The sequence below is a fragment of the Streptomyces sp. NPDC002537 genome (assembly GCF_053594975.1).
This window is the reverse complement of record NZ_JBSFWT010000002.1, coordinates 78853-102207: the sequence shown is the minus strand read 5'-3', so window position 1 is coordinate 102207 and position 23355 is coordinate 78853. Positions and strand designations below refer to the sequence as shown.

The window sequence follows — 23355 nt, the reverse complement described above, 5'->3', positions numbered from 1 at the left end:
GGAACTGCGCGACCGGCCGTACACGGCCCGCAGGCGCGCACCGGGAACGCGAGGCACCCCGGTAGGCGGAGCGGGCCCGGTGGGCGCGGCCGCCCCGCGAGGCCGCACTCCGCGGACCCGGGGGCGGCAGCCCCCGGGCCAGGCGGCGGGCCCCACAGGGGCCCTAGTTGGACGGCCGTACCGGGATCGACGTGAACGTCGGTGCCGGTGCCGGGTCGACGAAGAAGTCGTTGCCCTTGTCGTCCACGACGATGAACGCCGGGAAGTCCTCGACCTCGATCTTCCAGACCGCCTCCATGCCGAGCTCCTCGTACTCCAGGACCTCGACCTTCTTGATGCAGTCCTGCGCGAGCCGCGCGGCCGGCCCGCCGATGGATCCCAGGTAGAAGCCGCCGTGCGCGGCACACGCGTCGGTGACCTGCGCCGACCGGTTGCCCTTGGCGAGCATCACCTTGGAGCCGCCCGCGGCCTGGAACTGCTCCACGTAGGAGTCCATGCGGCCGGCGGTCGTCGGCCCGAAGGAGCCGGAGGCGTAGCCCTCGGGGGTCTTGGCCGGGCCCGCGTAGTAGACCGGGTGGTCCTTGAGGTACTGCGGCATCTCCTCGCCCGCGTCCAGCCGCTCCTTGATCTTCGCGTGGGCGATGTCGCGCGCGACGACCAGCGGGCCGGTCAGCGACAGGCGGGTCTTGACGGGGTACTTGGTGAGCTCGGCGAGGACCTCGTCCATCGGCCGGCTGAGGTCGACGCGGACGACGTCGCCCTCCGACTCCAGCTGCTCGTCGGTGGTGTCGGGGAGGAAGCGGGCCGGGTCGGTCTCCAGCTGCTCCAGGAAGACGCCCTCGGCGGTGATCTTCGCGACGGCCTGGCGGTCGGCGGAGCAGGAGACGGCGATGGCGACCGGGCAGGACGCGCCGTGCCGCGGCAGCCGGACCACGCGCACGTCGTGGCAGAAGTACTTGCCGCCGAACTGGGCGCCGATGCCGATCTTCTGCGTCAGTTCGAAGACCTTCTCCTCCAGCTCCTTGTCGCGGAAGCCGTGGCCGAGCGGCGAGCCCTCCTCGGGCAGCTCGTCGAGGTAGTGCGCGGAGGCGTACTTCGCGGTCTTCAGGGCGTACTCGGCGCTGGTGCCGCCGACGACGATCGCCAGGTGGTACGGCGGGCACGCGGCGGTGCCCAGGGAGCGGATCTTCTCCTCCAGGAACTTCATCATGCTCGCCTCGTTGAGCACGGCCTTCGTCTCCTGGTAGAGGAAGGACTTGTTGGCGCTGCCGCCGCCCTTGGCCATGAACAGGAACTTGTACGCGCCGCCGTCGGTCGCGTACAGCTCGATCTGCGCGGGCAGGTTGGAGCCGGTGTTCTTCTCGTCCCACATGGTCAGCGGGGCCATCTGGGAGTAGCGCAGGTTGAGCTCGGTGTACGCGTCGTAGATGCCGCGCGAGAGCGCTTCCTCGTCCCCGCCCTCGGTGAGGACGTGCTGCCCGCGCTTGCCCATGACGATCGCCGTGCCGGTGTCCTGGCACATCGGCAGCACGCCCGCCGCGGCGATGTTGGCGTTCTTCAGCAGGTCGAGCGCGACGAAGCGGTCGTTGGCGGACGCCTCGGGGTCGTCGAGGATGCGGCGCAGCTGGGCGAGGTGCGCGGGGCGCAGGTAGTGCGAGATGTCGTGCATGGCCTCCGCGGCCAGCTTCCGCAGCGCCTCGGGCTCGACCTTGAGGAACGTCCGGCCGTCGGCCTCGAAGGTGCTCACACCCTCCGAAGTCACCAGACGGTACGGGGTGTCGTCCTCGCCCAGGGGCAGAAGATCGGTGTAGGCGAACTCTGGCATTGCGGCCATTCCTCACTCGGCAGACATCGCTGGCTACTGCGACAGCACCCACAAGCGTAGAACGCGGCGCCCGCCGGGAGTCTGTGAGGTAAGGCTCACCCGCTCGCCCCACTGTCGCGATCTATCGCGTTTCGCTAGGCTGGCGGGGTGGATGAGTCATCGCTCGAAAAACGCCCCCCGGTGCCGCTGACGAAGCAGGCGGAGCCGCGGGACGCCGTCCCGGCGGCCGCGGAAGCGGGGCTGCGCGCCTCCGACGCCGAGCGCGACCGGATAGCCGACATCCTGCGCGAGGCCCTGGGCGAGGGCCGGATCACCGCGGAGGAGCACGCGGAGCGGGTCGGGCGGGTCTACGAGGCCAGGACCGTGGGCGAGCTGGAGCCCCTGGTCCGCGATCTCCCGGCCGCGCCCCGGCCCGAACCCGCCGCCCCCGCGCGCCCGTACGACGCCCCGGTGCGCCCCGGCGACGCGCCCTACGGCACCGCGGAGAACCTCATCGCGGTCTTCGGCGGCGCCAGCCGCAACGGCCGCTGGCGGGTGGCCCGCAGGATCAACGCGTTCGCCCTGTTCGGCGGCGTCGAGATCGACCTGACGGAGGCGGTCTTCGAGCATCGGCACGTCGTCATCAACGCCACCGCCATCTTCGGCGGCGTCGAGATCAAGGTCCCGGAGAACATCACCCTGCGCTCCACGGGCAGCGGCATCTTCGGCGGATTCGAGGTGAAGACCTACGAGGCGCCGGACGCGGACGCCCCGGTGGTGACGGTGATGGGCTTCGCCGTCTTCGGCGGTGTGGAGGCCAAACCGCGGCGCGGAAAGCGGCTGCGGAACCTCCGGCAGGGCGGCTGATCGCGGCCCGCCGCGTTCCGCTCATGGCAACGGTGTGAATAAGCACGCGCACAGCGGGTAAAGCTTGGTGCATCGTCTCTCGTACGGCTGCCGGTGCGAATGGCCGTGCGCAGTTGAGGCGGGCAAAGGTGACTCAATCGGCCAAGCTAAGCCGTCGTCAGGAGTAGACCGTGCTGCTACCGCATCAGCCCCTGCCTGAAGCCGCCGTACCGTCCCAGCGGGTTCCCGCTCGGGATCAGGCCGGCCCCTGGCATTCGGAGGCGGTGTGCCGCCGGGATGAAGCCGGGCTCTTCTTCGCACCATCCAAGGAACCCACGGCCGCGCGGCTGTCCCGCGAGGAGGCCGCCAAGCGCGTCTGCGCGCGTTGCCCCGTCATGGTCGAGTGCCGGGAGCACGCCCTGCTCCAGCCGGAGCCCTACGGGGTGTGGGGCGGGCTGACCGCCGCGGAGCGCCGGGTCGTGCTGGCCCGCCGTCGTCGGCGCGAGGCCGAGCTGCAGCGCAGCACGAGGGTCGCCGCCGCGGGCTGAAGGGTGTCGGTGTGCCCGGGGCCGCCCGGGTCACGCCCGCGGGGCTCCGTCCCGCACCCCGGTCCCCGGGCTTCCCCAGCGGTGTCTGGAGGAGCCCGCGGACCGGGGTGTGCGGTAGTGCGCCCCGAGAAGGCGCGGCCGGCCGCCGACGGCCCGCGGCCTGATCACCGCTCACCGCACTTCCGGTGGAGCGCTCAGCTGGGGCGCTCGAAGTCGACCGTGCTGTACGCGCGCAGCTTGGACAGCCGGTGCGTGGAGTCGATCTGCCGGATGGTGCCCGACTTGGAGCGCATCACCAGCGACTGGGTGGTCGCGGTCTCCGCGCGGTAGCGCACCCCGCGCAGCAGCTCGCCGTCCGTGATGCCGGTGGCGACGAAGAACACGTTCTCGCCGCTGACCAGGTCGTCGGTGTGCAGCACCTTGTCGAGGTCGTGGCCCGCGGCCACCGCGCGCTCGCGCTCCTCCTCGTCCTTGGGCCACAGCTTGGCCTGGATCGTGCCCCCGAGGCACTTGATCGCGCAGGCCGCGATGATGCCCTCCGGCGTACCGCCGACACCGAGCAGCAGGTCGATGCCCGTGCCCTCGCGCACGGCCATGATCGCACCGGCCACGTCGCCGTCGGAGATGAACTTGATGCGGGCGCCCGCCTCGCGGATCTCCTTGACGATGCCGTCGTGACGGGGGCGGTCGAGGACGACGACGGTGACGTCCTCGGGGGACGAGTGCTTCGCCTTCGCAACGCGACGGATGTTGACGCCCACCGGAGCGTTGATGTCGACGTAGTCCGCGGCCTCCGGGCCGGTGACCAGTTTGTCCATGTAGAAGACGGCGGACGGGTCGAACATGGAGCCGCGGTCGGCGACGGCCATGACGGAGACCGCGTTGGCCATGCCCTTGGCGGTGAGGGTGGTGCCGTCCACCGGGTCCACGGCGACGTCGCACTCGGCGCCGGTCCCGTCGCCCACGCGCTCGCCGTTGTAGAGCATGGGCGCGTTGTCCTTCTCGCCCTCGCCGATGACGACGACGCCATTCATGGAGACGGTGCCGATGAGGGCGCGCATGGCCTTGACCGCGGCACCGTCCGCACCGTTCTTGTCGCCGCGCCCGACCCAGCGGCCCGAGGCCATGGCGCCGGCCTCGGTGACCCGGACGAGCTCCAGGGCGAGGTTGCGGTCGGGGGCTTCGGGGCTGACCTCGAGCGGGGACGGCAGGTGATGATCGGTCATCGGAGCGCACCTTTCTGTACGGCGACGGCCGTAGGACTCCTCCGTCCCCCGAAGGGGGCAGAGCGTGAGGGTGCTGATGACTTTATCTGTTGACTGCGAGAGTGAGCAGGTCACCCCACGCATGAGCGCCGTCAAGGTCTTCCGGCGCCGCTGCGCGACGCGGCCGGGGAGTACCGGCGTCATGATCGCCGGGGGCATGGGGGACGATGGGGGGCGTGGCAGGTAGGAACCCCAAGGCGCAGACCGTCCGGAACATGTTGCTGGCGATGATGGTGATTGTCCCCATCGCCCTGGTCAGCTACATCTTCATCCCGCACGACGAGCACAAGGACCCCATCAGGACCGTCGATTACCGGGTGGAGCTCGACACGGCCCGCCGCGCCGCGCCGTACCCGGTCGCGGCGCCCGAGGGGCTGTCCGCCGGCTGGCGCGCGACCTCGGTCTCGTACCGCGCGGGCGGCAAGGACGGGTCGGCCTGGCATCTCGGCTTCCTCGACCCGGAGACGCAGTACGTCGCGGTCGAGCAGAGCGACGCCCCGGCGGCCGCGTTCATCGACAACGTGACGCGGGGCGCGGTGAAGACCCCGCGGACGGAGCAGGTGGGCGAGGCCACCTGGCGGCACTACGAGGGCGAGAAGTACAACGCCCTGGTGCGCGAGGAGCACGGTGTGACGACGGTCGTCACCGGCACCGCCGACGGTGACCGGCTGACGAAAATGGCCGCCGCGCTCAAGGCCGAGCCGGCCAAGAAGACCGGGAACGACGCCTGATACGTGACGGCCTGACGGCTGCGGCCCGCTCCCCGGAGGGAACGGGCCGCAGCCGTCTGTTCGTCGGGTCACCGTCAGACGGTGGTGACGACCTGCTCGTAGGACAGGCGCGGCGAGCGCGGGAACGGGGCGTCCCCGGCCTGCTTGCCGATGTTGACGACCATCAGCGGGGTGTGGTCGTCGTCCAGGAACTCCTTCTGGACGCCCGCGAAGTCGAAGCCGGTCATCGGGCCCGCGGCCAGACCGGCGGCGCGGACGCCGACGATGAAGTACGCGGCCTGGAGCGCGCCGTTCACCTTGGCGGACGCCTCACGGGCGGGGCGCTCGCTGTAGAAGACGTCCTTGGCCTGCGGGAAGTGCGGGAAGAGCGTCGGCAGCTCCTCGTGGAACTCGTTGTCCGCGGCGAGGATCGCGACCAGCGGAGCGTTGCGGGTCTTGTCCTGGTTGCCCTCCGACATGTGCGGAACCAGGCGCTCGCGGGCCTCCTCGGAGCGGACCAGGACGACGCGCAGCGGCGTCGCGTTGAACGCGGTGGGGCCGTACTTCACCAGGTCGTAGATCGCCTGGATCTGCTCGTCGGTCACCGGCTCGTCGGAGAAGGAGCCGACGGTACGGGCCTCACGGAAGAGCAGGTCCTGGGCGGCGGGGTCGAGGGCGAGGGTCATCGGGCGCACCTTCTCGTGTCATGCGGAACGTTTGTGATCGGGCTCCACTCTACGCGCAGTGTGTGAAGTTTCAACTAAACCCGCGTTTTTGTGGCAGGGCTCACACTCGACGGGTCGATTTGGTGGTTCTTGCGTAATAAGGGCGTGGCCCGGTGGTCTCTTCCCACCGGGCCACGCCCTTACGTGTCCGTACGTGTCCGTGCCGCGGCGCCGCTCAGGATCCGTCGTCCGCGGACTCCTCCGACGACTCCGGCGTCCCCGGCTCGTCGTCCGACGCCAGCGCGGCGTCGAGGCGCGCCCGCGCGCCCTCCAGCCAGTGCCTGCACACCTTGGAGAGCTCCTCGCCCCGCTCCCACAGCGCCAGTGATTCCTCGAGCGTCGTGCCGCCCGCCTCCAGGCGCCGGACCACCTCGATCAGCTCGTCCCGCGCCTGCTCGTATCCCAGGACGTTCTCGCCCGTTTCAGCCATGCCGCCCAGCCTAGGCGGGAGGTGCGACAACGGCCCGCACCGTGAGCTCGCCCTCCGCGACGCGCGCCCGCAGCTCCTCGTCCGCCGCCACGTCGTCCGCGGCCCGCACCACCGAGCCGTCCGCACGCTGGAGCACCGCGTACCCGCGCCGCAGCGTCGCCGCGGGGGACAGCGCGACGACGCGCGCGTGCGTGTGCGTCAGCTCCGAGTCCGCGCGGTCGAGGAGATGGCCGAAAGTGCGCCGTCCCCGTTCCGTGAACGCCGCGAGCTGTGCCTCCCGTTCGTCCACCATCCGGTGCGGCCGCTCCACGCTCGGCCGCGCCCGCAGCCCCGCCAGCCCGCGCTCCTCGCGCTCCAGGTGCCCGGTGACGCAGCGCAGCGCGCGCTCCCGCAGCTGCCGCACACGGACCAGCTCCTCGCCCACGTCCGGCACGACCCGCTTCGCCGCGTCCGTGGGCGTCGACGCGCGCAGGTCCGCGACCAGGTCCAGCAGGGGCGAGTCCGGCTCGTGCCCGATCGCGGACACCACCGGCGTACGGCACGCGGCCACCGCCCGGACGAGCTGCTCGTCCGAGAACGGCAGCAGGTCCTCCACGCTGCCGCCGCCCCGCGCCACGATGATCACGTCCACGTCCGGGTCGGCGTCCAGCTCCGCCACCGCCTCGATCACGCGCGGCACCGCGTGCACGCCCTGGACCGGGACGTTGCGCACCTCGAAGCGGACCGCGGGCCAGCGGTGCCGGGCGTTCTCCAGCACATCGCGCTCGGCGGCGGACGCGCGCCCGCAGACCAGCCCGATGCGCTGCGGCAGGAACGGCAGCGGCCGCTTGCGCCCGGCGGCGAACAGCCCCTCCGCGGTCAGCGCCCGCTTCAACTGCTCCAACCGCGCCAGCAGCTCACCGATGCCCACCGGCCTGATCTCGGCGGCCCGCAGCGACAGCGAACCACGCGGGGCGTACCACTCGGGCTTGGCGTGCACCACGACCCGCGCGCCCTCCGAGACCACATCGGCGACCTGGTCGAACACGGCGCGGTAGCAGGTGACGGACAGCGAGACGTCGTGCGACGGGTCGCGCAGCGTCAGGAACACGACGCCGGCGCCGGGGCGCCGGGACAACTGGGTGATCTGCCCCTCGACCCACACGGCACCCAGCCGGTCGATCCACCCGCCGATGAGACGGGACACCTGCCCGACGGGGATCGGGGTGTCCGGCGACGTGTTGAGAGCCATGGAGGGAGGGTAGCCGCGAACACGGCGCGTCAGCGTGGGCCGGGTGTCCGCGTCCGCCGTACCGTCTGCACCCCCAGCACCACCAACCCCACCGCACACCATGCCCCGCCCACCATCTGCGCCGTGGGCGCCGCCTTCACGATCACCGCGATCACCACCGCGAGCCCCAGCAGCGGGACCAGGACATGCCGTACGGGCCGCAGGCCACCGCGCCGCCGTACCCCGAACCACCCGATCACCGACAGGTGCAGCAGCGCGAACGCGACCAGCGCCCCCACGTCGACCACCGACACCAGCCGGTCCAGGCCGTCGTCGCGCCGGGCCGCCCACACCGCCGCCGCCATGGTCACCGCCGCCGCGCCCAGCAGCGCGAGCCGCGGCACCCCCGACCCCCGGTCCACCTTCGCCAGCAGGCCCGGCAGCCGCCGGTCGCGGGCCATGGCGAACAGCAGCCGCCCGGCCGCCGCCTGCCCGGCCAGCGCGGCGAAGGCGGCGCCGATCGCCTTGCTCGCGGCCACCAGGTCGTGCAGCCAGGCGCCGGTCGCGGCGTCGACCGTGTCGTAGAAGGCCGACCCTTGTCTCGCCGGCTCCGCGGCCAGTTCCGCCGGTGACATGGGGGCGAGCAGCGCCGCCAGGTACGTCTGCGCGACGAACAGCACGCCCGCCAGGGCCAGACAGGTCAGCACCGCACGCGCGACCCGCGCCGAGCCCTCGGCGGCCTCCTCCGCGAACGCGGCGATGGCGTCGAAGCCCAGGTACGACAGCACCGCCACCGACACCGCCGTGAACACCGCCCCCGCCGTGAGCCCGCCGTCCCCGGCCAGCGGCGACAGCCACCCCCGCCGGGTGCCGTGCTCGGACAGCGTGAAGACCGCCGAGGCGACGAAGACCAGCAGCACCGCGATCTCCATGGCCAGCACCAGGAAGCCCACCGCGGCGGCGGCCCGCACGCCCCACAGGTTCAGCCCGGTCGTCACGACCACCGCGATCGCCGTCCACCACCACTGCGGAACGGACGGCACCAGCGCGTGCATCGCGATCCCGGAGAAGAGGTACGCGACCGCCGGGATCAGCAGATAGTCGAGCATCGCCATCCACCCGGCGACGAACCCCGCGCCCTCGCCGAGCCCCACCCGCGCGTAGGTGTACACCGAGCCCGCCTGCGGGGCGACCCGCACCATCTGCGCGTACGAGAAGGCCGTGAAGGCCATCGCCACCGTCGCCACGACGTAGACGAGCGCGACCGCGCCGTGCGCCTTCGCGTCGAGTGTGCCGAAGATGCCGACCGGTGCCATCGGGGCGATGAACAGCAGGCCGTACACGACGAGGTCCCGGAAGGACAGCGTGCGCCGCAGCGCGTCCGGCCGGCCGCCGCCGGGGGGTGTGACCATGGAATCGCCCCTCGCTGATACTGCTTCCCGCCATCGTGCACCAGCTCCGGTCAGCACGCCGGTCGGCGCGACCCCCGGTGCGGGCGGGCCCGTACGATGGACGGCATGACTGCTGCCGCCGCCCGCAAGGTCCTGCTCGCCGCCCCCCGTGGCTACTGCGCGGGCGTGGACCGCGCCGTGATCGCCGTCGAGAAGGCCCTGGAACAGTACGGTGCGCCCGTCTACGTGCGCCACGAGATCGTCCACAACAAGTACGTGGTCCAGACGCTGGAGAAGAAGGGCGCGATCTTCGTCGAGGAGACGGCGGAGGTGCCCGAGGGCAACATCGTCATCTTCTCGGCGCACGGCGTCGCCCCGGCCGTCCACGAGGAGGCCGAGCGCGGCAGGCTGGCCACCATCGACGCGACCTGCCCGCTGGTCACCAAGGTCCACAAGGAAGCCGTCCGCTTCGCCAAGGAGGACTACGACATCCTCCTCATCGGTCACGAGGGCCACGAGGAGGTCATCGGCACCAGCGGCGAGGCGCCCGAACACATCACCCTGGTCGACGGCCCCGGCGACGTCGCCGGCGTGACCGTCCGCGACGAGTCCAAGGTCGTCTGGCTCTCCCAGACCACCCTCTCCGTGGACGAGACGATGGAGACCGTCGACGCGCTCAAGGGCCGCTTCCCGAACCTGCTCAGCCCGCCCAGCGACGACATCTGCTACGCCACGCAGAACCGGCAGACCGCCGTCAAGCAGATGGGCGCCGACGCCGACCTGGTGATCGTCGTCGGCTCGAAGAACTCCTCCAACTCCGTCCGCCTCGTCGAGGTCGCCCTCGGCGCAGGCGCCCGCGCCGCGCACCTGGTCGACTTCGCCGACGAGATCGACGAGGCCTGGCTGGAGGGCGTGGACACGGTCGGCGTGACCTCGGGCGCCTCGGTGCCGGAGATCCTCGTCGAGGGCGTCCTGGAGTGGCTCGCCGAGCGCGGCTACGGCGACGTCGAGACGATCACCGCCGCCAAGGAGTCCATCACCTTCTCGCTGCCCAAGGAACTGCGCCGGGACCTCCGCGCGGAGGCCGCCGCGCTGTCCGAGTCCGGGGAGGCCGGAACGGGCGGAGAGGCCGGGAAGGGCGCCTCCGCCGAGGGGTGAGCGCCGTGCCGACCCCGTAGCGTGGTCGCATGAACGTATTCGGCGTGGACATCGGCGGATCGGGCATCAAGGGCGCACCGGTCGACCTGACGCGGGGCGAGCTGACCGAGGACCGCTTCAAGGTCCTCACCCCGCAGCCGGCCACCCCGGACGCCGTCGCCGACAGCGTCCGGCAGGTCGTGGAGAACTTCGGCCGGTCCGGGCGGCCGGTCGGGGTGACGTTCCCGGGCGTGGTCGTCGACGGCGTCACGCGCACGGCCGCCAACGTGGCCAAGGACTGGGTGGGCGTGGACGCCGCCGGGCTGCTCGGCGAGCGGCTCGGCGCCCCCGTGACCGTACTGAACGACGCGGACGCCGCCGGGCTCGCCGAGCTGCACCACGGCGCGGCCCGCGGCAGGCGCGGCACGGTCGTCGTGCTCACCTTCGGCACGGGCATCGGCAGCGCCGTCTTCACCGACGGCAGGCTCGTCCCCAACACCGAGCTCGGCCACCTGGAGCTGCAGGGGCACGACGCCGAGACGCGGGCCTCCACCCGGGCCAAGGACGAGGAGGACCTGAGCTGGTCCCACTGGGCGCGCCGGGTCGGCCGCTACCTCGCCCACGTGGAGATGCTCTTCTCTCCCGAGCTCTTCGTCATCGGCGGCGGCGTCAGCCGCAAGGCCGACAAGTTCCTGCCGCTGATCGAGGGCGTCAGCGCGGAGATCGTGCCCGCTCAGCTGTTGAACAACGCGGGGATCGTGGGGGCCGCGATGGCCGCCGCCGCTGCCGCACCCGGTCCTGACGCCGCCGCCTGACCAGCAGCATCCGGCGGACGAGCGCGATCAGCGCGGCGAGCAGGGTGCCGGAGTACAGCCAGCCCGCGTGCAGCGACAGCACGGTGACCAGCCCCATGAGGTGGCCGAGGAGGGTGTCGGGGCCGCCGGTGAGGGGCACGGCGCCCACCGCGAAGGCGATGGGCGCGGTCACCGGCGCGGTCACCAGGTCTGCGGGCCGCACCCACAGGGCGCAGGCGGCGCTCGCCAGCAGGAAGAACACCCCGTAGACCACGGCCGAACCGCCGATCAGGGAGTCCAGGGAGCCGACCGCCAGCAGGACCAGGGTGGTCAGCAGCCCGCTGCCGAGCCCGGTCAGCCGGGCCGCGGGCACCCGCAGCGGGGGAGAGGCGCGCCCGGGGCGCGCGCGGTAGACCGCCGAGGTCTCGCTCTGTTCCACGGGGGAGGACGGTCTGGGCACGGGGGCAGCGCGGCGTACCTTGCGCTGGGGGACACGGATGCTGGGTTGCTCCACCCGACCAAACTAGGTCGAGAAGCGGGAGGAATCCGACGTTGGACACGCGGATTGGGCCACCTTGGGCGCGCGTTCGACTGATAGTCCTTCCGGGGCCGTCGCGCGGCGTGGACCCGTAGACTGGTCGACCGGCCCCGCTGCGGGCCGCGGACCCTTTACCACCCTCGCTACGGGAAGTCGCCACGTGTCGCTCACGATCGGAATCGTCGGTCTGCCGAATGTCGGCAAGTCGACCCTGTTCAACGCCCTGACCAAGAACGACGTGCTGGCGGCCAACTACCCGTTCGCCACCATCGAGCCCAACGTGGGTGTCGTCGGCGTCCCGGACCCCCGCCTGCAGAAGCTCGCCGAGATCTTCGGCTCGCAGAAGATCCTCCCCGCCACGGTCGACTTCGTCGACATCGCGGGCATCGTGCGCGGCGCCTCGGAGGGCGAGGGCCTGGGCAACAAGTTCCTCGCGAACATCCGTGAGTCCGACGCGATCTGCCAGGTCATCCGCGCCTTCAAGGACGAGAACGTCGTCCACGTCGACGGCAAGGTCTCGCCCAAGGACGACATCGAGACCATCAACACCGAGCTGATCCTGGCGGACCTGCAGTCCGTCGAGAAGGCGGTCCCGCGCCTGACGAAGGAGTCCCGCCTCCAGAAGGAGAAGGTGGCCGTCCTCGCCGCCGTCGAGGCCGCCAAGGCGATCCTGGAGTCCGGCCAGACCCTCTTCTCCGCCGGCATCATCAAGGGCACCGAGCAGGGCGACCTCCTGCACGAGCTGCACCTGCTCACCACCAAGCCGTTCCTCTACGTCTTCAACGTCGACGAGGACGAGCTGGTCGACGAGGACTTCAAGAACGAGCAGCGCGCCCTGGTCGCCCCCGCCGAGGCGATCTTCCTCAACGCCAAGATCGAGTCGGAGCTGATCGAGCTCGACGACGACGAGGCGCTGGAGCTCCTCCAGTCCATGGGCCAGGACGAGCCCGGCCTCGCCACCCTCGGCCGCGTCGGCTTCGCCACCCTCGGCCTCCAGACCTACCTCACGGCAGGCCCCAAGGAGACCCGCGCCTGGACCATCAAGAAGGGCGCCACGGCCCCCGAGGCGGCCGGTGTCATCCACACCGACTTCCAGAAGGGCTTCATCAAGGCCGAGGTCATCTCCTTCGACGACCTCGTCGCCACCGGCTCCGTAACCGAGGCCCGCGCGGCGGGCAAGGCCCGCATGGAGGGCAAGGAGTACGTGATGGCGGACGGGGACGTGGTGGAGTTCCGCTTCAACGTCTGATGACGTTGGCAGGGGTTTCTGTCACCCCAGGTAGATAGCTACCAAAACCCCAGGTCAGAGCACTAGCGGCCCGGCTGCTCTCCGGAGTGGTCCGGGCCGCTTCTGCGTGTTGAAAACCCTCGTGGTGACTTGGTGGTGACTGACCTGATGCCGTCTCAGAAGTCCTGAGCCAGGGCGGTACCGATTCCGTACTCTGGGCCTGGTGAGCACACAGATCGATGACACGGCTATCTACTTCCATGCGGTGCCGAGAGGGCAACAGGACCCTTGGGGCAGTCCAGGAGGCCAGTTCATAGGCGGCACTCTGACCCAAGCCCGCGCCTTCGCCGCTCTTGCACTGTCCTGGCCTGGCGTTGACGTCGTCCACATCGAACCGTGGACCATCAAGGGGAACCGCCCCATCATCAGCGAGACGCACGCCGCTGACGGCACGGTGAGCCACTTCGTAAGTCCCAGTGACGGCGGAGACGGGGAGCGGGCGAGTGGGGAACTGCCCTCGGTCGTCCTTGATGGCCTCGGAGACGCTGTAAGGCTCTGACGTGCGAGGGACCCCCGTCGAACAGAACCAGCGGGCGGCGTCATACTCAGGGCGCCCCTTGCGGACCCTGCACGCTCCCTTGACCGGGCTCTACTGGCAGTGTGACGCTCTGCAACGCAGCGCAACACTCGCAGTAGGAGGGCGCACCATGGGTTACACCTTCATCGGCAAAGACCCTGAGTCTGACGTGAACGGGTGCCCGGCGGTCTGGGTGGATGACGACCGGCGGCTACTCATCCAGGGGCGGCAGGCCGGGGGCGACGCTCAAGCTCGTACGCTGGCGGACTCGCCGCGATCCGAGAGTGAGACGCTGATCGTTCTTGAACCGAGGATGATCCCGCTTCTGAAGGAGGCTATTCGTGTCGCAGAGTCTGGCTGAGTTCGCCGCTCTGCTCCGGCAGTGCGAGTGCTCGGCAGTGCACCTTGAGACCCGCGATGCGTACGCCGTCCCCGGAGAACATCCCGGCTTCGATGCCTGGCTGGCCGGAGAGCGAAAGAACTGGGAAGACCGTTCGTCGTGGTGGCGCGACGACTGGCACGGCCTCATTCAGGGCATGACAGCGCAGGGTGTCTCGGTGCGCCGTGCGCGGGTGATCAGCGAGCCGGTCTCGGACTACATCAGGTGGGAGCACTACGTCACGTACGGCAACGTCGCCTGCGGGGAGCAAGTCCGGTGGCTCCCGCGCCGTCAGGCATCCGACCTGGCGTTGCCTGGCAACGACATCTGGCTCTTCGATGACAAGCTAGTCCAGTTCAACATCTTTGACGGTGACGGCCGTTGGGTGCACACGGACTTCACGGAAGATGCGGGCGTGGCGGCGCGGTGTGCCGACATGTTCGAGGCGGTCTGGGAGCGAGCCATCCCGCACGACAAGTACAGCGTCTGACAGAACAGCGGCCAGTCCATGACCTCACCTCTGTCTACGGCCGAAGAGGCCCATAAGGCAGTTGCCGACCGGCTCATGCGCATGATGGAAGACGCCGATCTTTCGGGGGCCCGGCTGGCCGCTCTGTGCGGCTGGGACCGTTCCAAGACGCACCGGATCATCAATCGGAAGACGATCCCGAAGCCCGTTGACATCCGCGCTTGGTGCGCTGCGTGTGGCAAACCCGAAGAAGCCGAAGCGCTGATAGAGACCACTCGCACAGCTAAGACCCTGTACGTCCAGTGGGCGCAGTACCTGAAGGGCGGGCTCAGTAAGGCACAGCGCAGCAGCATCTACCAGGAGACACGCGCCTTTCGGGTCTACAGCTGCGGTGTGCTTCCCGGGATGCTTCAGACGGAGCCGTACGCCCGTGGCATTCTCCGCACGATCCGCCATTTCAGGAACCTGCCGGACGACGTCGAAGACGCCGTACAGGCCCGCCTAGAGCGCTCAGACGATGTTATCCAGGGCAGTCATCAGGTCTCGATCCTCATGGAAGAGTCGGCCCTGTACATGCCGATGACTGAACTTCCACAGCACGCGGGGCAGTTGGAGCACTTCCTGTCAGTCATCGGGCGCCCCAACCTTGCCTTCGGGATCATCCCCAAAATGTCGCGCCGCTCGGTATGGCCCATCGAAACCTTCTATGCGTTCGATGATCGCGAAGTTCAAGTCGAGACCCTGACAGCCATGGTCCGCGTGACGAACCCATCCGAGATCAACGCATACCTCAGTGCCTTCGCTCAGATGGCACGCGCAGCCGTGTACGGCTCGAAGGCCAAAGACCTGATCAGGACGGCTCTCGACGCCTGCGAAGCGTGAAAGCGTACAACATCGTGCAACATAGCGGCCGCCAGGGCCCGTTGGTCCCTACCGTCTCCGCATGACCACGGACATTGAAGTAGCCGCACAGCAAGCCGACGCCTTCCTGGCAGGCAAGAAGAAAGCCGACGACACGGCTTTCATGCTGGGACGTGTGCTTGCGGAGATGGGCATCAGGGTCGGGGATACGGGCTCGTGGCCGCTGGTGAAGGGCCGCGCGTCCCTCAGTGGTGAGCCGTCCATCTTCCTCGGGACGGTTCCACTCCCCACGGCCAAGAAGCTGATCGACGCCCTGATCTACGCGGAGTCGGCGAGGCGGTGTCAGCGGGATCGTGACGCTGGCCGCGGCCACGACGGCTAGCCCGGTGTCCGTACCCACCTCAATCAGGAAGGCACATCATGACCGACCTGTACAGCCTCCCCCTCGACGGCGCCCAGTTCTCCAAGGCATGCGGCGGCAACACCCACCCCGACGGCGAAGCGTGCGTGACCCTGGCCCACATCGGTGACGACGCCTGGGCCATGGGTGACAGCAAGCGGCCCAGCGCGGAGCCGCTGAGGTTCACCACGGCGGAGCTGGACGCGGCCGGTATCGACCCGGCCCGCTTCAACCTCACGGCCTGACCCACGGCCACTCGTTGACCGGCGGCCTTCACTCTCCGGGGGCGGGGGCCGCCTTGCCTTGCTCTGGACAGGACGACACCAGTTGCACGTTCACGGGTATCTCTGGACCGGCGAGAAGACCACGTTCGACAAGGAGAGCATCCGTCGGCCGCCGTCCTCGTCGCCGCCGACGGCCACCAGCCCGGACGACGTACAACAGCGATACCGGGAAGCCGTCGTGGAGTGGAAGACCACCGACGTTCCGCCGATCGAAACGGCGTACTGGCTGCTGAAGCCGGCCCGGCTGATCCGGGGCACGTGGGAGGAGCCGAAGGAGGCCGCCGACTGGCTGGGGCAGCAACTCGCCGAGCACGCGCCCCGCTTCGCATCGGAGCACGACCGGGACACGACGAGGATGGTTGTCCTCGCCGCCTCCGCCACCGAGCGGCTGGCTCTCGGTGGGGATGTCTCGCTCGGGTTCTACCTGCGAGGGACCTTGTTCCTGTCGGTGGCGCTGGTGACGTGCTCCCCGAACCGTGCCGAATCGAAGGCGAACTGCCCTCTCAGTTAGAGAGTTTGCCCGGACCTGCATCTTGCGAAGTCGCGCCCGCGACGATGATGATCTCTGGGTATCGCAGATGCATCCGAGGGGGTTCGCGTGTCTAGCAAGGTGCAGTTAGGCGATGTTCCGGAGGTGCTCCGGGGAGTTGCACTCTGGCAGGTTCCATCACGCCGCCTGCCTTACCAAAGTCTGGGCGAACAAGCCCGCTCCCGGCACAAGCCGGAAGAAGGCTGTGAAGCGCGTGGAAGCAACGCGTGAAGCACGCGAGGCACGCGCCGACGCGGTGGCGCTGGAGAACATGCGCTCACAAAAGCCGAGCACATGGCGTCTCGGCAAGTCTCCAGCCACTACGGGCGACGCTCGTACTAGGACGTGTATGCGTTCGACTCCAGGTAGGCGACGGCACGCTTCAGGATCTCCACGTCGTCCTTGACCATGCCGAGCAGCATGTTGCACTTCCGGCAGAGGGCGCCACGGACGCACTCACCGCACGACCGCCCCGAGGTCCGGCAACACTCGTGGTTGTGGTCCACCGCGAGCTCTTTGCCGGACGGGCATTCCTCGACACCGCAGATCCCACAGCCGCCGCCCTGTGACCTGATCAGCGATCTGTGCTGGTCCCGGGTGAGGTTGTAGTTTCGCTTTAGTTGCCGGGTTCTGACGCAATACTTGCAGTATGTCTTGTTCGTGCCGAACTCTTCCGCAATGGCCTCAGCGCCGAGAATCGGCCCACAATGGCAGCCCAGACATACTCGCCCGCACTCATCTTCTAAGTTCGCCGCGTAACCCGGTTCTTCTTGGCGATAGCCTTCACGAGCTCATCGTCCATCTCGGCGAAGATGCCCGAGAGGCGATCGAGGTGGTTAATCAGAGTCCGGCAGTCGTGGTCATTCATGATGCATTCCAATCTCCTCGCGTACGTACGCGAGGGCAGGTGTATGCGGACGCGCCCACGCACGTACGTCGTGCGCGCTGTGCCCAAGGTGAAGAGCAGCCTTCCTTGGGCGCCCGAGATCTCACTGTTCCGGCGGCTTCTTTTCCGCCGAGGACAGGCCATTCCAGGCGGTCACGCATTTTCAGACATGCGGATCGGCAGTGGTGGCCAGGGCGGCGGAGGCGGAGAGCGCCCGCGCGAAGCTGGCTACCGCCGTCATGTCCAAGTACTCGATCGCCGTACTGAGGTGCTCCTCCCAGTCGAGGTGGAACTCGTAAGCGAGCAGGTACCCCTCTCGGTGGGTGGCCGGACTGATGCCGAGCAAAGCGTCCAACGAGGGCGCTGGGAAGACTACGGGGGACCGGAAGATCTCGCGCTCCGTGGCACCGGTGGCGAACCGGCTCTGACCGAGCAGCAGGGCTGGGTCCACCAACCGTGCGACTTCCTCGCACCAGACGGTTACATGCCCCCAGAGCTCCCCGTCCTGCGTGACCATCGGTGGGAGCTGCCAGTCCGGCAGGTCGAGTGATCCACCCTTGCTCCGGGTGACCCGCAACGTGGTAGGGACCAGCCGGCACGTCAGTCCCAGGGAGCGCAGCGCTGCGGCGAACGCCAGCACGAGGAAGGCGGGAGAGGGCGCCACTTGCCCGCCCAGGTGATAGGTGACGGCTCCGAGCAGGCTGTACAGCGAGCGCGCGTCTGGCGGAACGGTCTGGGTGAGAGCCACTGCGTTGCGCCAAGGGTATTCGGATATCAGATGCGTTCCGCTGCCGCCCGACGGTGGCAGCGGAACGTGAGGAGGCCCGTCCAGGCTCACGGTCTCGGAAAGCTTGCCATGGGAATTCTGCTCATGCAGCTCCAGGAACTGGCGTGCAGCTACCGCGAGCGGTACGTGGCCCTGCCCCGCAGCTTCGAACAGCTCAAGGCTCTCTTGCATCAAGGCGCGGCACAGGTCGGGATCCCCGTCCGAATACCCCAGCAGGTGTCGGGTCCAGACGAGCACTGCACGTCGATGCATGACATTGGCCAGATCGCTCGGCCCGGCTTCAACGTGTGCTCTGAGGAGCGCCTCAGCTTGGTCGATCAACGATCCTGCGGCTTGCAGGATCCAGGCATCAGTGTTCAGCCCCTTCTCCTGCCTGTGGAGGCTGCCGACCATCAAGGCATGGGCCACGTCCACCATATGGCCCGTGTGGTGGCGCATGATGCTCACCGCTGCCCGCTCGGCGGGCTCGGGGATCCTCGCGGTGACGGCAAGGGCCTCTTCCAATCGACCCGTGGATGCTTTCACGATGGCGTCCAGGAAGTGCAGCTCCGCGTTTGTTTCCCCGTCTGCCGGAGCTGTCGCCTTGGCTTGGTCGATGGCCATGGCTGCGTCGTCCCAGTTCCGGATCCACACGAGTGACTGCACCTGTTCCAACCGGATTCCCAAGGCTGTCGAGGGAGCCACATCCTCTCGCTGCAGAACCGCATCGAGCCTGGCGTTGGCTCGGGCGATGTCAGCGAAGCGGTCCGTCGCCACCGCTGCGCGCATGTCGGAGACATGAGCCAGCAGCAGGTGCTCCACCCCCTCAGCGTCGAGTGCGGTCATGCCATCCAGCAGGTTCCAGGCGATCCGTGCCGCTTGTGCGGCCTCATCGAACCGCGACTGATTCAGCAGGCACTGGGCCAGTGTGGATATTGTTGCGGCTCGCCGATAGACGGGATCGTCCACTACGCCTTCGTCGGCGTGCTCCACGATCTCCAGTGCCTCACGCAGCAGTCCCTCGCTGCGCACCAGATCACCGTGGATGTTCGAGATCGCTGCCGCGACATTGGCCAGCAGTGCCACGGTGCTGGCGTCCGCGTGGCCGCTACTGGTCACGCGCTGTGCCACGTGAACCGAATGCTCAATCAGTGTGGCGGCCTCAGCCCACGTGTGCTGTTTCTGGCAGTCCACCAGCCGGTTTACCAGCTCGTGCTGGAAGCGTCCTTGCATCATATTGACGGCCTCGCTGTCCAGCATCGCGCGGATGACTTCCTGGACGATGCGGTGGATTGCGAGCATGCCGCCCCGGGGGTCGACCAGGGAGAATCTACGCAGTTCCGCCACGGCGCCGTAGATGGCCGATCCGGTCGGAAGGTCGAGCGTTGCGAGATGAAGTGGAATGAAGTCTGGGGCGAGCAGGGCGCAGCGGGCGAGCAGCCCAGCAGCGAGATGCCGTCCCGAGTCCTCGGGTGAGCGCAGCGCCTGATCGAGCACCTTTCCCACGCTGAGGCTGATCGCTGCGGTCAGTGTCGCGCCCTCCCGGTAGTCGAGCGGCACGAAGCCGGGTTCGTCGAGCAACTTGGCTCGGCAGTCGGCGAGTTCAGTCAGATACACGCCGACCGGGCACTGGGTCGCCGCGATGTAGCCGGTGGCCTGGGCGATGCCGAGTGGAATGCCCTCCACTGCGTCGACCAGTGCGGACACCTCGGACCCGGAGATATCTGGCAGCCGTTCTCTGGCCCAGGCAGTGGCCTCCTCGGCCGTCATCCGTTCAACGACCAGCCCGCCGTCTGCCGCAGCCCAAGCCGAATCGCGGGTGGTGACCAGTACATGCGCACCCTCGCAGGCCGGCAGCAGACCTTGCAGCTGATTCCACTCCGCGACGTTGTCGTAGATGAGCAGCAACCTGGTGCCCAGGTGTGCGAGGCGGAGGCCGACCTGGGCGAGGATCTCCACTTCGGTGGCTGGATCAGTCTCCCGCCGCTCTTCGGTGACCATCCGCCGATACGCGGCGATGACGTCCTGCCGGGTGCCGGATGGGATCCACCAGATGAAGTCGTACTCGTCTCGGTGCCGGTGGGCATACAGCCGGGCGATGCTGGATTTGCCGATCCCACCGAGTCCGGACACCACCACGCGGACTGTGCCTGCATCGGGCTCCTCGCTGAACCGCTCCCCGAGCGCCGTCAGCTCCCGGTCCCGGCCGCGCACACCGGCAGCCGAGGGGACCTCGCGGAGGAGCGCGCGGCCGGGACCAGGCAGCTTGACCGCCTCAGCCCCAAGCGCGGTACGGCGTCCGCGCAGAAGCCCGGGAAGCTCGTCCAACCGGACTGTGCGCCGGGCGAGCAGGTGGTCCCCGGACCACTGGAACATTTTCACAAACAGCGCGTCGACCGTGCTGTCGACGTCCCCTGCAGCCATGGCTACGGGGGAGAGTCGCAGCAGCTCCAACCGGGCCTGGTCGAGGATCTGTTCCCACGGCCCGATCCGGGTTTCGATCTCCAGCCGTCGGAGCAACGCGTGGTCGTTGACGGTGAGTCCGATAGAAGCCGGCACCCCGTCCTTGCACTCCGCCAGCCATCGGTCAGGGTCCGGCACGGCCCGGGCGCGCGCTACCGCGTTCCGTAGGGCATGTCCCGATGAGTGCACTGGGGCGTCCGAGAGGAATCGCAGCACCGCCATGCCTCCGGGATCCGCGGCACCCCAGCGGCGGGCCAGCCGCACCAGTTCCGGACCCGACCATGAGCCTGGCTCGACGCGGGTCTTCGCCTGTGCGAGCAGCAGCGGTCGTCCTTGTACGTCGCGTACTTCGAAGTCGATGGCCTCGTCAGCGCCCTCCACCCGGAAGATCTCGGCCTCCGGATACTCCTCCGGGGTGCGAATGAGCTGCAGAATGGCGCACGCCGTCTGGAATCCCATGCCCCGTGCCGTATCGACTCCGCCCATGTGGCGTATCCCCCCTGGCCTTGGCTCGACCCTCAGCATGCAGGACGCTGCTGACAGCCCCACATCGCAACCATCCATAACCTGCCATGGAGTCGCCCCCGGACTCGGCAAGATGGGGTGATGCAACCCCTTGGCCAGTTCACCCACATCAAGGGTTGGGAGGGCGGTGGCGCACCCGCGTCGCTTTTTCGACGTGCCACGCACTTCCAGATCGGTGGAGAACCTGCTAGTCCGCAGGATGCGTCACGGATGCCCGTCGGGCGTCAAACGTGCATGTCGGAAGAGGCCACACTCTCGTGAGTGCGGCCTCTGCCCGTTCCCGCGCTGAGTTGGTGCTGATGGGAGTGACTGTGCCGTCACCGAAGAGGCGCTGTCAGTTGGGCATGGCACAGTGCGGTCATGAGCTACGACCTGGCGGTGTGGGAATGGGAAGGCGACAGCCCCGCTGACGATGCGATCGCGGGCGAGACCTTCACCCAGCTGTACGACCGCTACATCGACACGGAAGAAGAGTTCCCGCCGTCACCGCGCATCGCCGAGTACGTCGCCGGGCTCCTGGCGCGATGGGTGGATCTCGCAGAGGACGAAGAGGACACCTCTCCCTGGTCGACCGGGCCGTTGATCGGCGAGGCGGCCGGCCCCCTCATCCACTTTCCGATGCGCTACAGCATGGCCGAGGAGGCCTCGGCCTACGCCGCCGATCTCGCGGCATCGATGGGGCTCATCTGCTACGACCCGCAGGCCCGGCGCCTGCGGCTACGGACGGGACCAGCCGTCGGCGAAGTCGCATAGGAGGTCGGTCCAGCGGCGCTGCTCGCCAGGGGTGTAACCGGAGTGGTCGCGGAGGTGTACCAGGGCCTGGACCCAGCGGTCCCAGAGGCCGCCGGGCTCTGTGAAGCGGTCGGCGTGGTGGGTGCCGAGGCGGGCATCGAGGCGGAGGAGGGCGCCGAGGGCCTCGGGCTGGTCGTAGCGGAGGTCGGTCCGGGGCAGGTAGCGGTCGAGGTAGGCGCTGAGAATCTCGGCGTCCGCGTGGGTGCCGAGGCGGGCCAGCGCGAAGCAGTAGCCCTTGCCGGAATAACAGACCTCGCTGTCCAGGAGCAGGCCGCCGACGCGCTCGCGGAACGAGCTTCGCCGGCCCACGCCGACCAGCCAAGCGGCGGTGATGCGTGAGCGCCATTCGTAGGCGAAGAGGGCTTCCAACTCCTCGTCCGTGATCGAGGCCGCGTCCTCGATCAGGCTGCGGGCGAACCGCTCGCGGTGCGGCCACCCCGGCCGGAGGAAGCGCGGGCCGAACTCCAGATAGCGCGGACGGTCCGAGTCCTTCCTCATCACATAGCGCTCGATCACGTGGCCGTAGCCGATGTCCTGCGGGTGCTGGAACGGCATACGGTTGCCTTTTCTCGGTTCGGCCCATTCGGCGTTCAGGTGTCGCCGTGACCCTACGGCACCACCGAGGAATGGTGGTTGACGATCAGCCAGTGGCCGCCGCGCAGTCCATAGGCGAAGGTGTAGCGCGCGTCGACTTTGCTCACCCTGCCGTTCCTGTCCGTCAGAGTGAACCGGTACAGGCCGGTGTCGATCGCCGAGGTGGGGCCCGGGACGGTGATGTGCCGTTCCTGGATCGTGCCCGCGGGTTTCTGTTCGAGGAAGTGCTCGAAGTAGTCGACGATCTCGGCGTGAGTGGTGCGGATCTGCGGAGACTGCGTCGGCAGCAGGACGGCGTCGCGTGCGTAGAGGGCCGCGACGGCGCGGGCGTCCCTCGTGGCCAGTGCCGCGTTCCATCGGTCGAACAAGGCGGCGATCCGCTTCGGGGAGGGCTTCGCGACGGCGTGGTGCGCCGTACGCGCGTGAGGGGGCGCGCTTTCGGCGGCGTAGGCCGGGCCTGTGCCTGTGAGCAGCACCGCGACGGCGACGACGGCTGTCCGGACGGGGATTCTCCGGGTCATGAGCCCTCCGGGGGGGGGATCTTCAACGGAACGGTCAAGTCCGCTGTCAGCATCACCCCCGGCCGGGCTCCGGGCACGCCGGCGGACGGCAATCGGGCGCCTACCTGCCGGGAACGAGCGTGCTCAAGTCGAGCTCGATGTCGAACGGTACGGGGCGCTTGAGGATCTCCCGGAAGATCCCGGCGGGGGCGTAGCGCCCGGTCGGCCCGTCCAGCTCGTAGACGTGGACGACCGGTGCGCCGTCCACGTCCTCGACGCGCCAGTAATGCGGGATGCCCGCTTCGGCGTACTTGCGCAGCTTGACCGTGCGGTCGCGGTGCGCGGACTCGGGGGAGACCACTTCCACTGCCAACTGGACCTCCTCCGGCGCGAACCAGGTGCGGTCCGGTGCGAAGGAAGCGGTGGTCACCAGGACGTCGGGCTCGGGACGGTTGTGCTTGTCCAGGCAGAGGGTCATCTCCCGGCAGACTTCGGTTCCTCCCGGTGCCTGCTTCTCGAGTGCGACTCTGAGAGCGGTGACGGCACGGCTGTGCCACCACCGTTGTGGTGTCAGCCTGAAGACGAGGGCCCCGTCGATCAGTTCGGTGTGGCGAGGAGCTTCGTGGAGACGGTCCAGATCCTCTGCGAACCAGCCCTCGGGGCGGGGCGGGAGCATCCAGTCGGGCAACGTGGCGGCCATGGGG

General features: G+C 68.9%; 26 protein-coding genes. 14 read left to right on the top strand and 12 right to left on the bottom strand.

Annotated elements, in window-relative coordinates; genetic code table 11:
• Nucleotides 1-163: 163 nt before the first annotated feature.
• Entirely contained in the window at nt 164-1834 is a 1671-nt protein-coding gene (locus ACWD4A_RS01140) for a fumarate hydratase (RefSeq protein ID WP_451187738.1), read from the bottom strand.
• 138 nt (nt 1835-1972) lie between these two features.
• Here ACWD4A_RS01140 and ACWD4A_RS01135 point away from each other — a divergent pair, with 138 nt between their 5' ends.
• Both ACWD4A_RS01135 and ACWD4A_RS01130 read left to right on the top strand, forming a co-directional pair.
• Entirely contained in the window at nt 1973-2671 is a 699-nt protein-coding gene (locus tag ACWD4A_RS01135; protein WP_451187736.1) for a DUF1707 SHOCT-like domain-containing protein, read from the top strand.
• Between the two features lie 170 nt (nt 2672-2841).
• Complete coding sequence (locus ACWD4A_RS01130) at nt 2842-3198, top strand: WhiB family transcriptional regulator (RefSeq protein WP_451187734.1); 357 nt, start codon at nt 2842-2844, stop codon at nt 3196-3198.
• A gap of 194 nt (nt 3199-3392) precedes the next feature.
• Here ACWD4A_RS01130 and glpX read toward each other — a convergent pair whose 3' ends face one another.
• The gene (glpX, locus tag ACWD4A_RS01125) at nt 3393-4424 is read right to left on the bottom strand and encodes a class II fructose-bisphosphatase (RefSeq protein WP_451187732.1); all 1032 of its coding nucleotides are present in this window, start codon (nt 4422-4424) and stop codon (nt 3393-3395) included.
• Between the two features lie 206 nt (nt 4425-4630).
• On the opposite strand from glpX, the gene ACWD4A_RS01120 reads away from it, so the two are divergent.
• The gene (locus ACWD4A_RS01120) at nt 4631-5194 is read left to right on the top strand and encodes a DUF4245 domain-containing protein (protein ID WP_451187730.1); all 564 of its coding nucleotides are present in this window, start codon (nt 4631-4633) and stop codon (nt 5192-5194) included.
• 74 nt (nt 5195-5268) lie between these two features.
• Here ACWD4A_RS01120 and ACWD4A_RS01115 read toward each other — a convergent pair whose 3' ends face one another.
• From ACWD4A_RS01115 to ACWD4A_RS01100, 4 genes are all read right to left on the bottom strand, one after another.
• On the bottom strand, nt 5269-5859 hold the full coding sequence (locus tag ACWD4A_RS01115; protein WP_451187727.1) for a malonic semialdehyde reductase: 591 nt from the start codon (nt 5857-5859) through the stop codon (nt 5269-5271).
• A gap of 214 nt (nt 5860-6073) precedes the next feature.
• The gene (locus tag ACWD4A_RS01110; protein ID WP_451187726.1) at nt 6074-6328 is read right to left on the bottom strand and encodes an exodeoxyribonuclease VII small subunit; all 255 of its coding nucleotides are present in this window, start codon (nt 6326-6328) and stop codon (nt 6074-6076) included.
• Between the two features lie 10 nt (nt 6329-6338).
• The gene (gene xseA, locus ACWD4A_RS01105) at nt 6339-7559 is read right to left on the bottom strand and encodes an exodeoxyribonuclease VII large subunit (RefSeq protein WP_451187725.1); all 1221 of its coding nucleotides are present in this window, start codon (nt 7557-7559) and stop codon (nt 6339-6341) included.
• Between the two features lie 29 nt (nt 7560-7588).
• Nucleotides 7589-8950: an APC family permease gene (locus ACWD4A_RS01100; RefSeq protein ID WP_451187723.1), complete on the bottom strand. Its 1362-nt coding sequence runs from the start codon at nt 8948-8950 to the stop codon at nt 7589-7591.
• 96 nt (nt 8951-9046) lie between these two features.
• Between ACWD4A_RS01100 and ACWD4A_RS01095 the strand changes: the two genes are divergently transcribed.
• A complete protein-coding gene (locus tag ACWD4A_RS01095) occupies nt 9047-10087 on the top strand; it encodes a 4-hydroxy-3-methylbut-2-enyl diphosphate reductase (protein ID WP_451187721.1) in 1041 nt (346 codons plus the stop codon).
• A gap of 29 nt (nt 10088-10116) precedes the next feature.
• The gene (gene ppgK, locus ACWD4A_RS01090) at nt 10117-10881 is read left to right on the top strand and encodes a polyphosphate--glucose phosphotransferase (RefSeq protein ID WP_451187719.1); all 765 of its coding nucleotides are present in this window, start codon (nt 10117-10119) and stop codon (nt 10879-10881) included.
• Here the strand turns inward: ppgK and ACWD4A_RS01085 are convergent.
• Nucleotides 10778-11299: a DUF6542 domain-containing protein gene (locus ACWD4A_RS01085; RefSeq protein ID WP_451187717.1), complete on the bottom strand. Its 522-nt coding sequence runs from the start codon at nt 11297-11299 to the stop codon at nt 10778-10780. The two genes, ppgK and ACWD4A_RS01085, sit on opposite strands and share 104 nt — an antisense overlap.
• A 259-nt stretch (nt 11300-11558) precedes the next feature.
• Here ACWD4A_RS01085 and ychF point away from each other — a divergent pair, with 259 nt between their 5' ends.
• From ychF to ACWD4A_RS01045, 8 genes are all read left to right on the top strand, one after another.
• Nucleotides 11559-12647, top strand: a complete 1089-nt coding sequence (ychF, locus tag ACWD4A_RS01080) for a redox-regulated ATPase YchF (protein WP_451187716.1) — start codon at nt 11559-11561, stop codon at nt 12645-12647.
• Between the two features lie 202 nt (nt 12648-12849).
• Nucleotides 12850-13185: a hypothetical protein gene (locus ACWD4A_RS01075; RefSeq protein WP_451187713.1), complete on the top strand. Its 336-nt coding sequence runs from the start codon at nt 12850-12852 to the stop codon at nt 13183-13185.
• 148 nt (nt 13186-13333) lie between these two features.
• Nucleotides 13334-13564 (top strand): hypothetical protein, encoded by a 231-nt coding sequence (locus ACWD4A_RS01070; protein WP_451187711.1) that lies wholly within the window; start codon nt 13334-13336, stop codon nt 13562-13564.
• Nucleotides 13545-14072 (top strand): DUF6879 family protein, encoded by a 528-nt coding sequence (locus tag ACWD4A_RS01065; RefSeq protein WP_451187709.1) that lies wholly within the window; start codon nt 13545-13547, stop codon nt 14070-14072. Before ACWD4A_RS01070 ends, ACWD4A_RS01065 begins: the two co-directional genes overlap by 20 nt.
• A gap of 18 nt (nt 14073-14090) precedes the next feature.
• Entirely contained in the window at nt 14091-14933 is an 843-nt protein-coding gene (locus tag ACWD4A_RS01060; RefSeq protein WP_451187707.1) for a DUF5753 domain-containing protein, read from the top strand.
• Nucleotides 14934-14994: 61 nt separating this feature from the next.
• Nucleotides 14995-15294 carry a hypothetical protein gene (locus tag ACWD4A_RS01055; protein ID WP_451187706.1) on the top strand — a complete coding sequence of 100 codons (300 nt, stop codon included), beginning with the start codon at nt 14995-14997 and terminating at the stop codon, nt 15292-15294.
• A 38-nt stretch (nt 15295-15332) separates the two neighbouring features.
• Complete coding sequence (locus tag ACWD4A_RS01050; protein WP_451187703.1) at nt 15333-15557, top strand: DUF397 domain-containing protein; 225 nt, start codon at nt 15333-15335, stop codon at nt 15555-15557.
• A gap of 82 nt (nt 15558-15639) precedes the next feature.
• Complete coding sequence (locus ACWD4A_RS01045; protein WP_451187700.1) at nt 15640-16107, top strand: hypothetical protein; 468 nt, start codon at nt 15640-15642, stop codon at nt 16105-16107.
• A 356-nt stretch (nt 16108-16463) separates the two neighbouring features.
• Here ACWD4A_RS01045 and ACWD4A_RS01040 read toward each other — a convergent pair whose 3' ends face one another.
• Nucleotides 16464-16805: an endonuclease domain-containing protein gene (locus ACWD4A_RS01040; RefSeq protein WP_451187965.1), complete on the bottom strand. Its 342-nt coding sequence runs from the start codon at nt 16803-16805 to the stop codon at nt 16464-16466.
• Nucleotides 16806-17174: 369 nt separating this feature from the next.
• Nucleotides 17175-20699 (bottom strand): NB-ARC domain-containing protein, encoded by a 3525-nt coding sequence (locus tag ACWD4A_RS01035; protein WP_451187697.1) that lies wholly within the window; start codon nt 20697-20699, stop codon nt 17175-17177.
• Nucleotides 20700-21125: 426 nt separating this feature from the next.
• Here ACWD4A_RS01035 and ACWD4A_RS01030 point away from each other — a divergent pair, with 426 nt between their 5' ends.
• Nucleotides 21126-21518, top strand: a complete 393-nt coding sequence (locus ACWD4A_RS01030; protein ID WP_451187695.1) for a hypothetical protein — start codon at nt 21126-21128, stop codon at nt 21516-21518.
• Here ACWD4A_RS01030 and ACWD4A_RS01025 read toward each other — a convergent pair.
• The 3 genes from ACWD4A_RS01025 to ACWD4A_RS01015 form a co-directional block, all read right to left on the bottom strand.
• Nucleotides 21483-22112 (bottom strand): DUF6000 family protein, encoded by a 630-nt coding sequence (locus ACWD4A_RS01025; RefSeq protein ID WP_451187693.1) that lies wholly within the window; start codon nt 22110-22112, stop codon nt 21483-21485. The genes ACWD4A_RS01030 and ACWD4A_RS01025 overlap by 36 nt on opposite strands.
• 53 nt (nt 22113-22165) lie before the next feature.
• Nucleotides 22166-22672 (bottom strand): SgcJ/EcaC family oxidoreductase, encoded by a 507-nt coding sequence (locus ACWD4A_RS01020; RefSeq protein WP_451187691.1) that lies wholly within the window; start codon nt 22670-22672, stop codon nt 22166-22168.
• A 100-nt stretch (nt 22673-22772) separates the two neighbouring features.
• Entirely contained in the window at nt 22773-23351 is a 579-nt protein-coding gene (locus tag ACWD4A_RS01015; RefSeq protein ID WP_451187689.1) for a Uma2 family endonuclease, read from the bottom strand.
• Nucleotides 23352-23355: the final 4 nt, after the last annotated feature.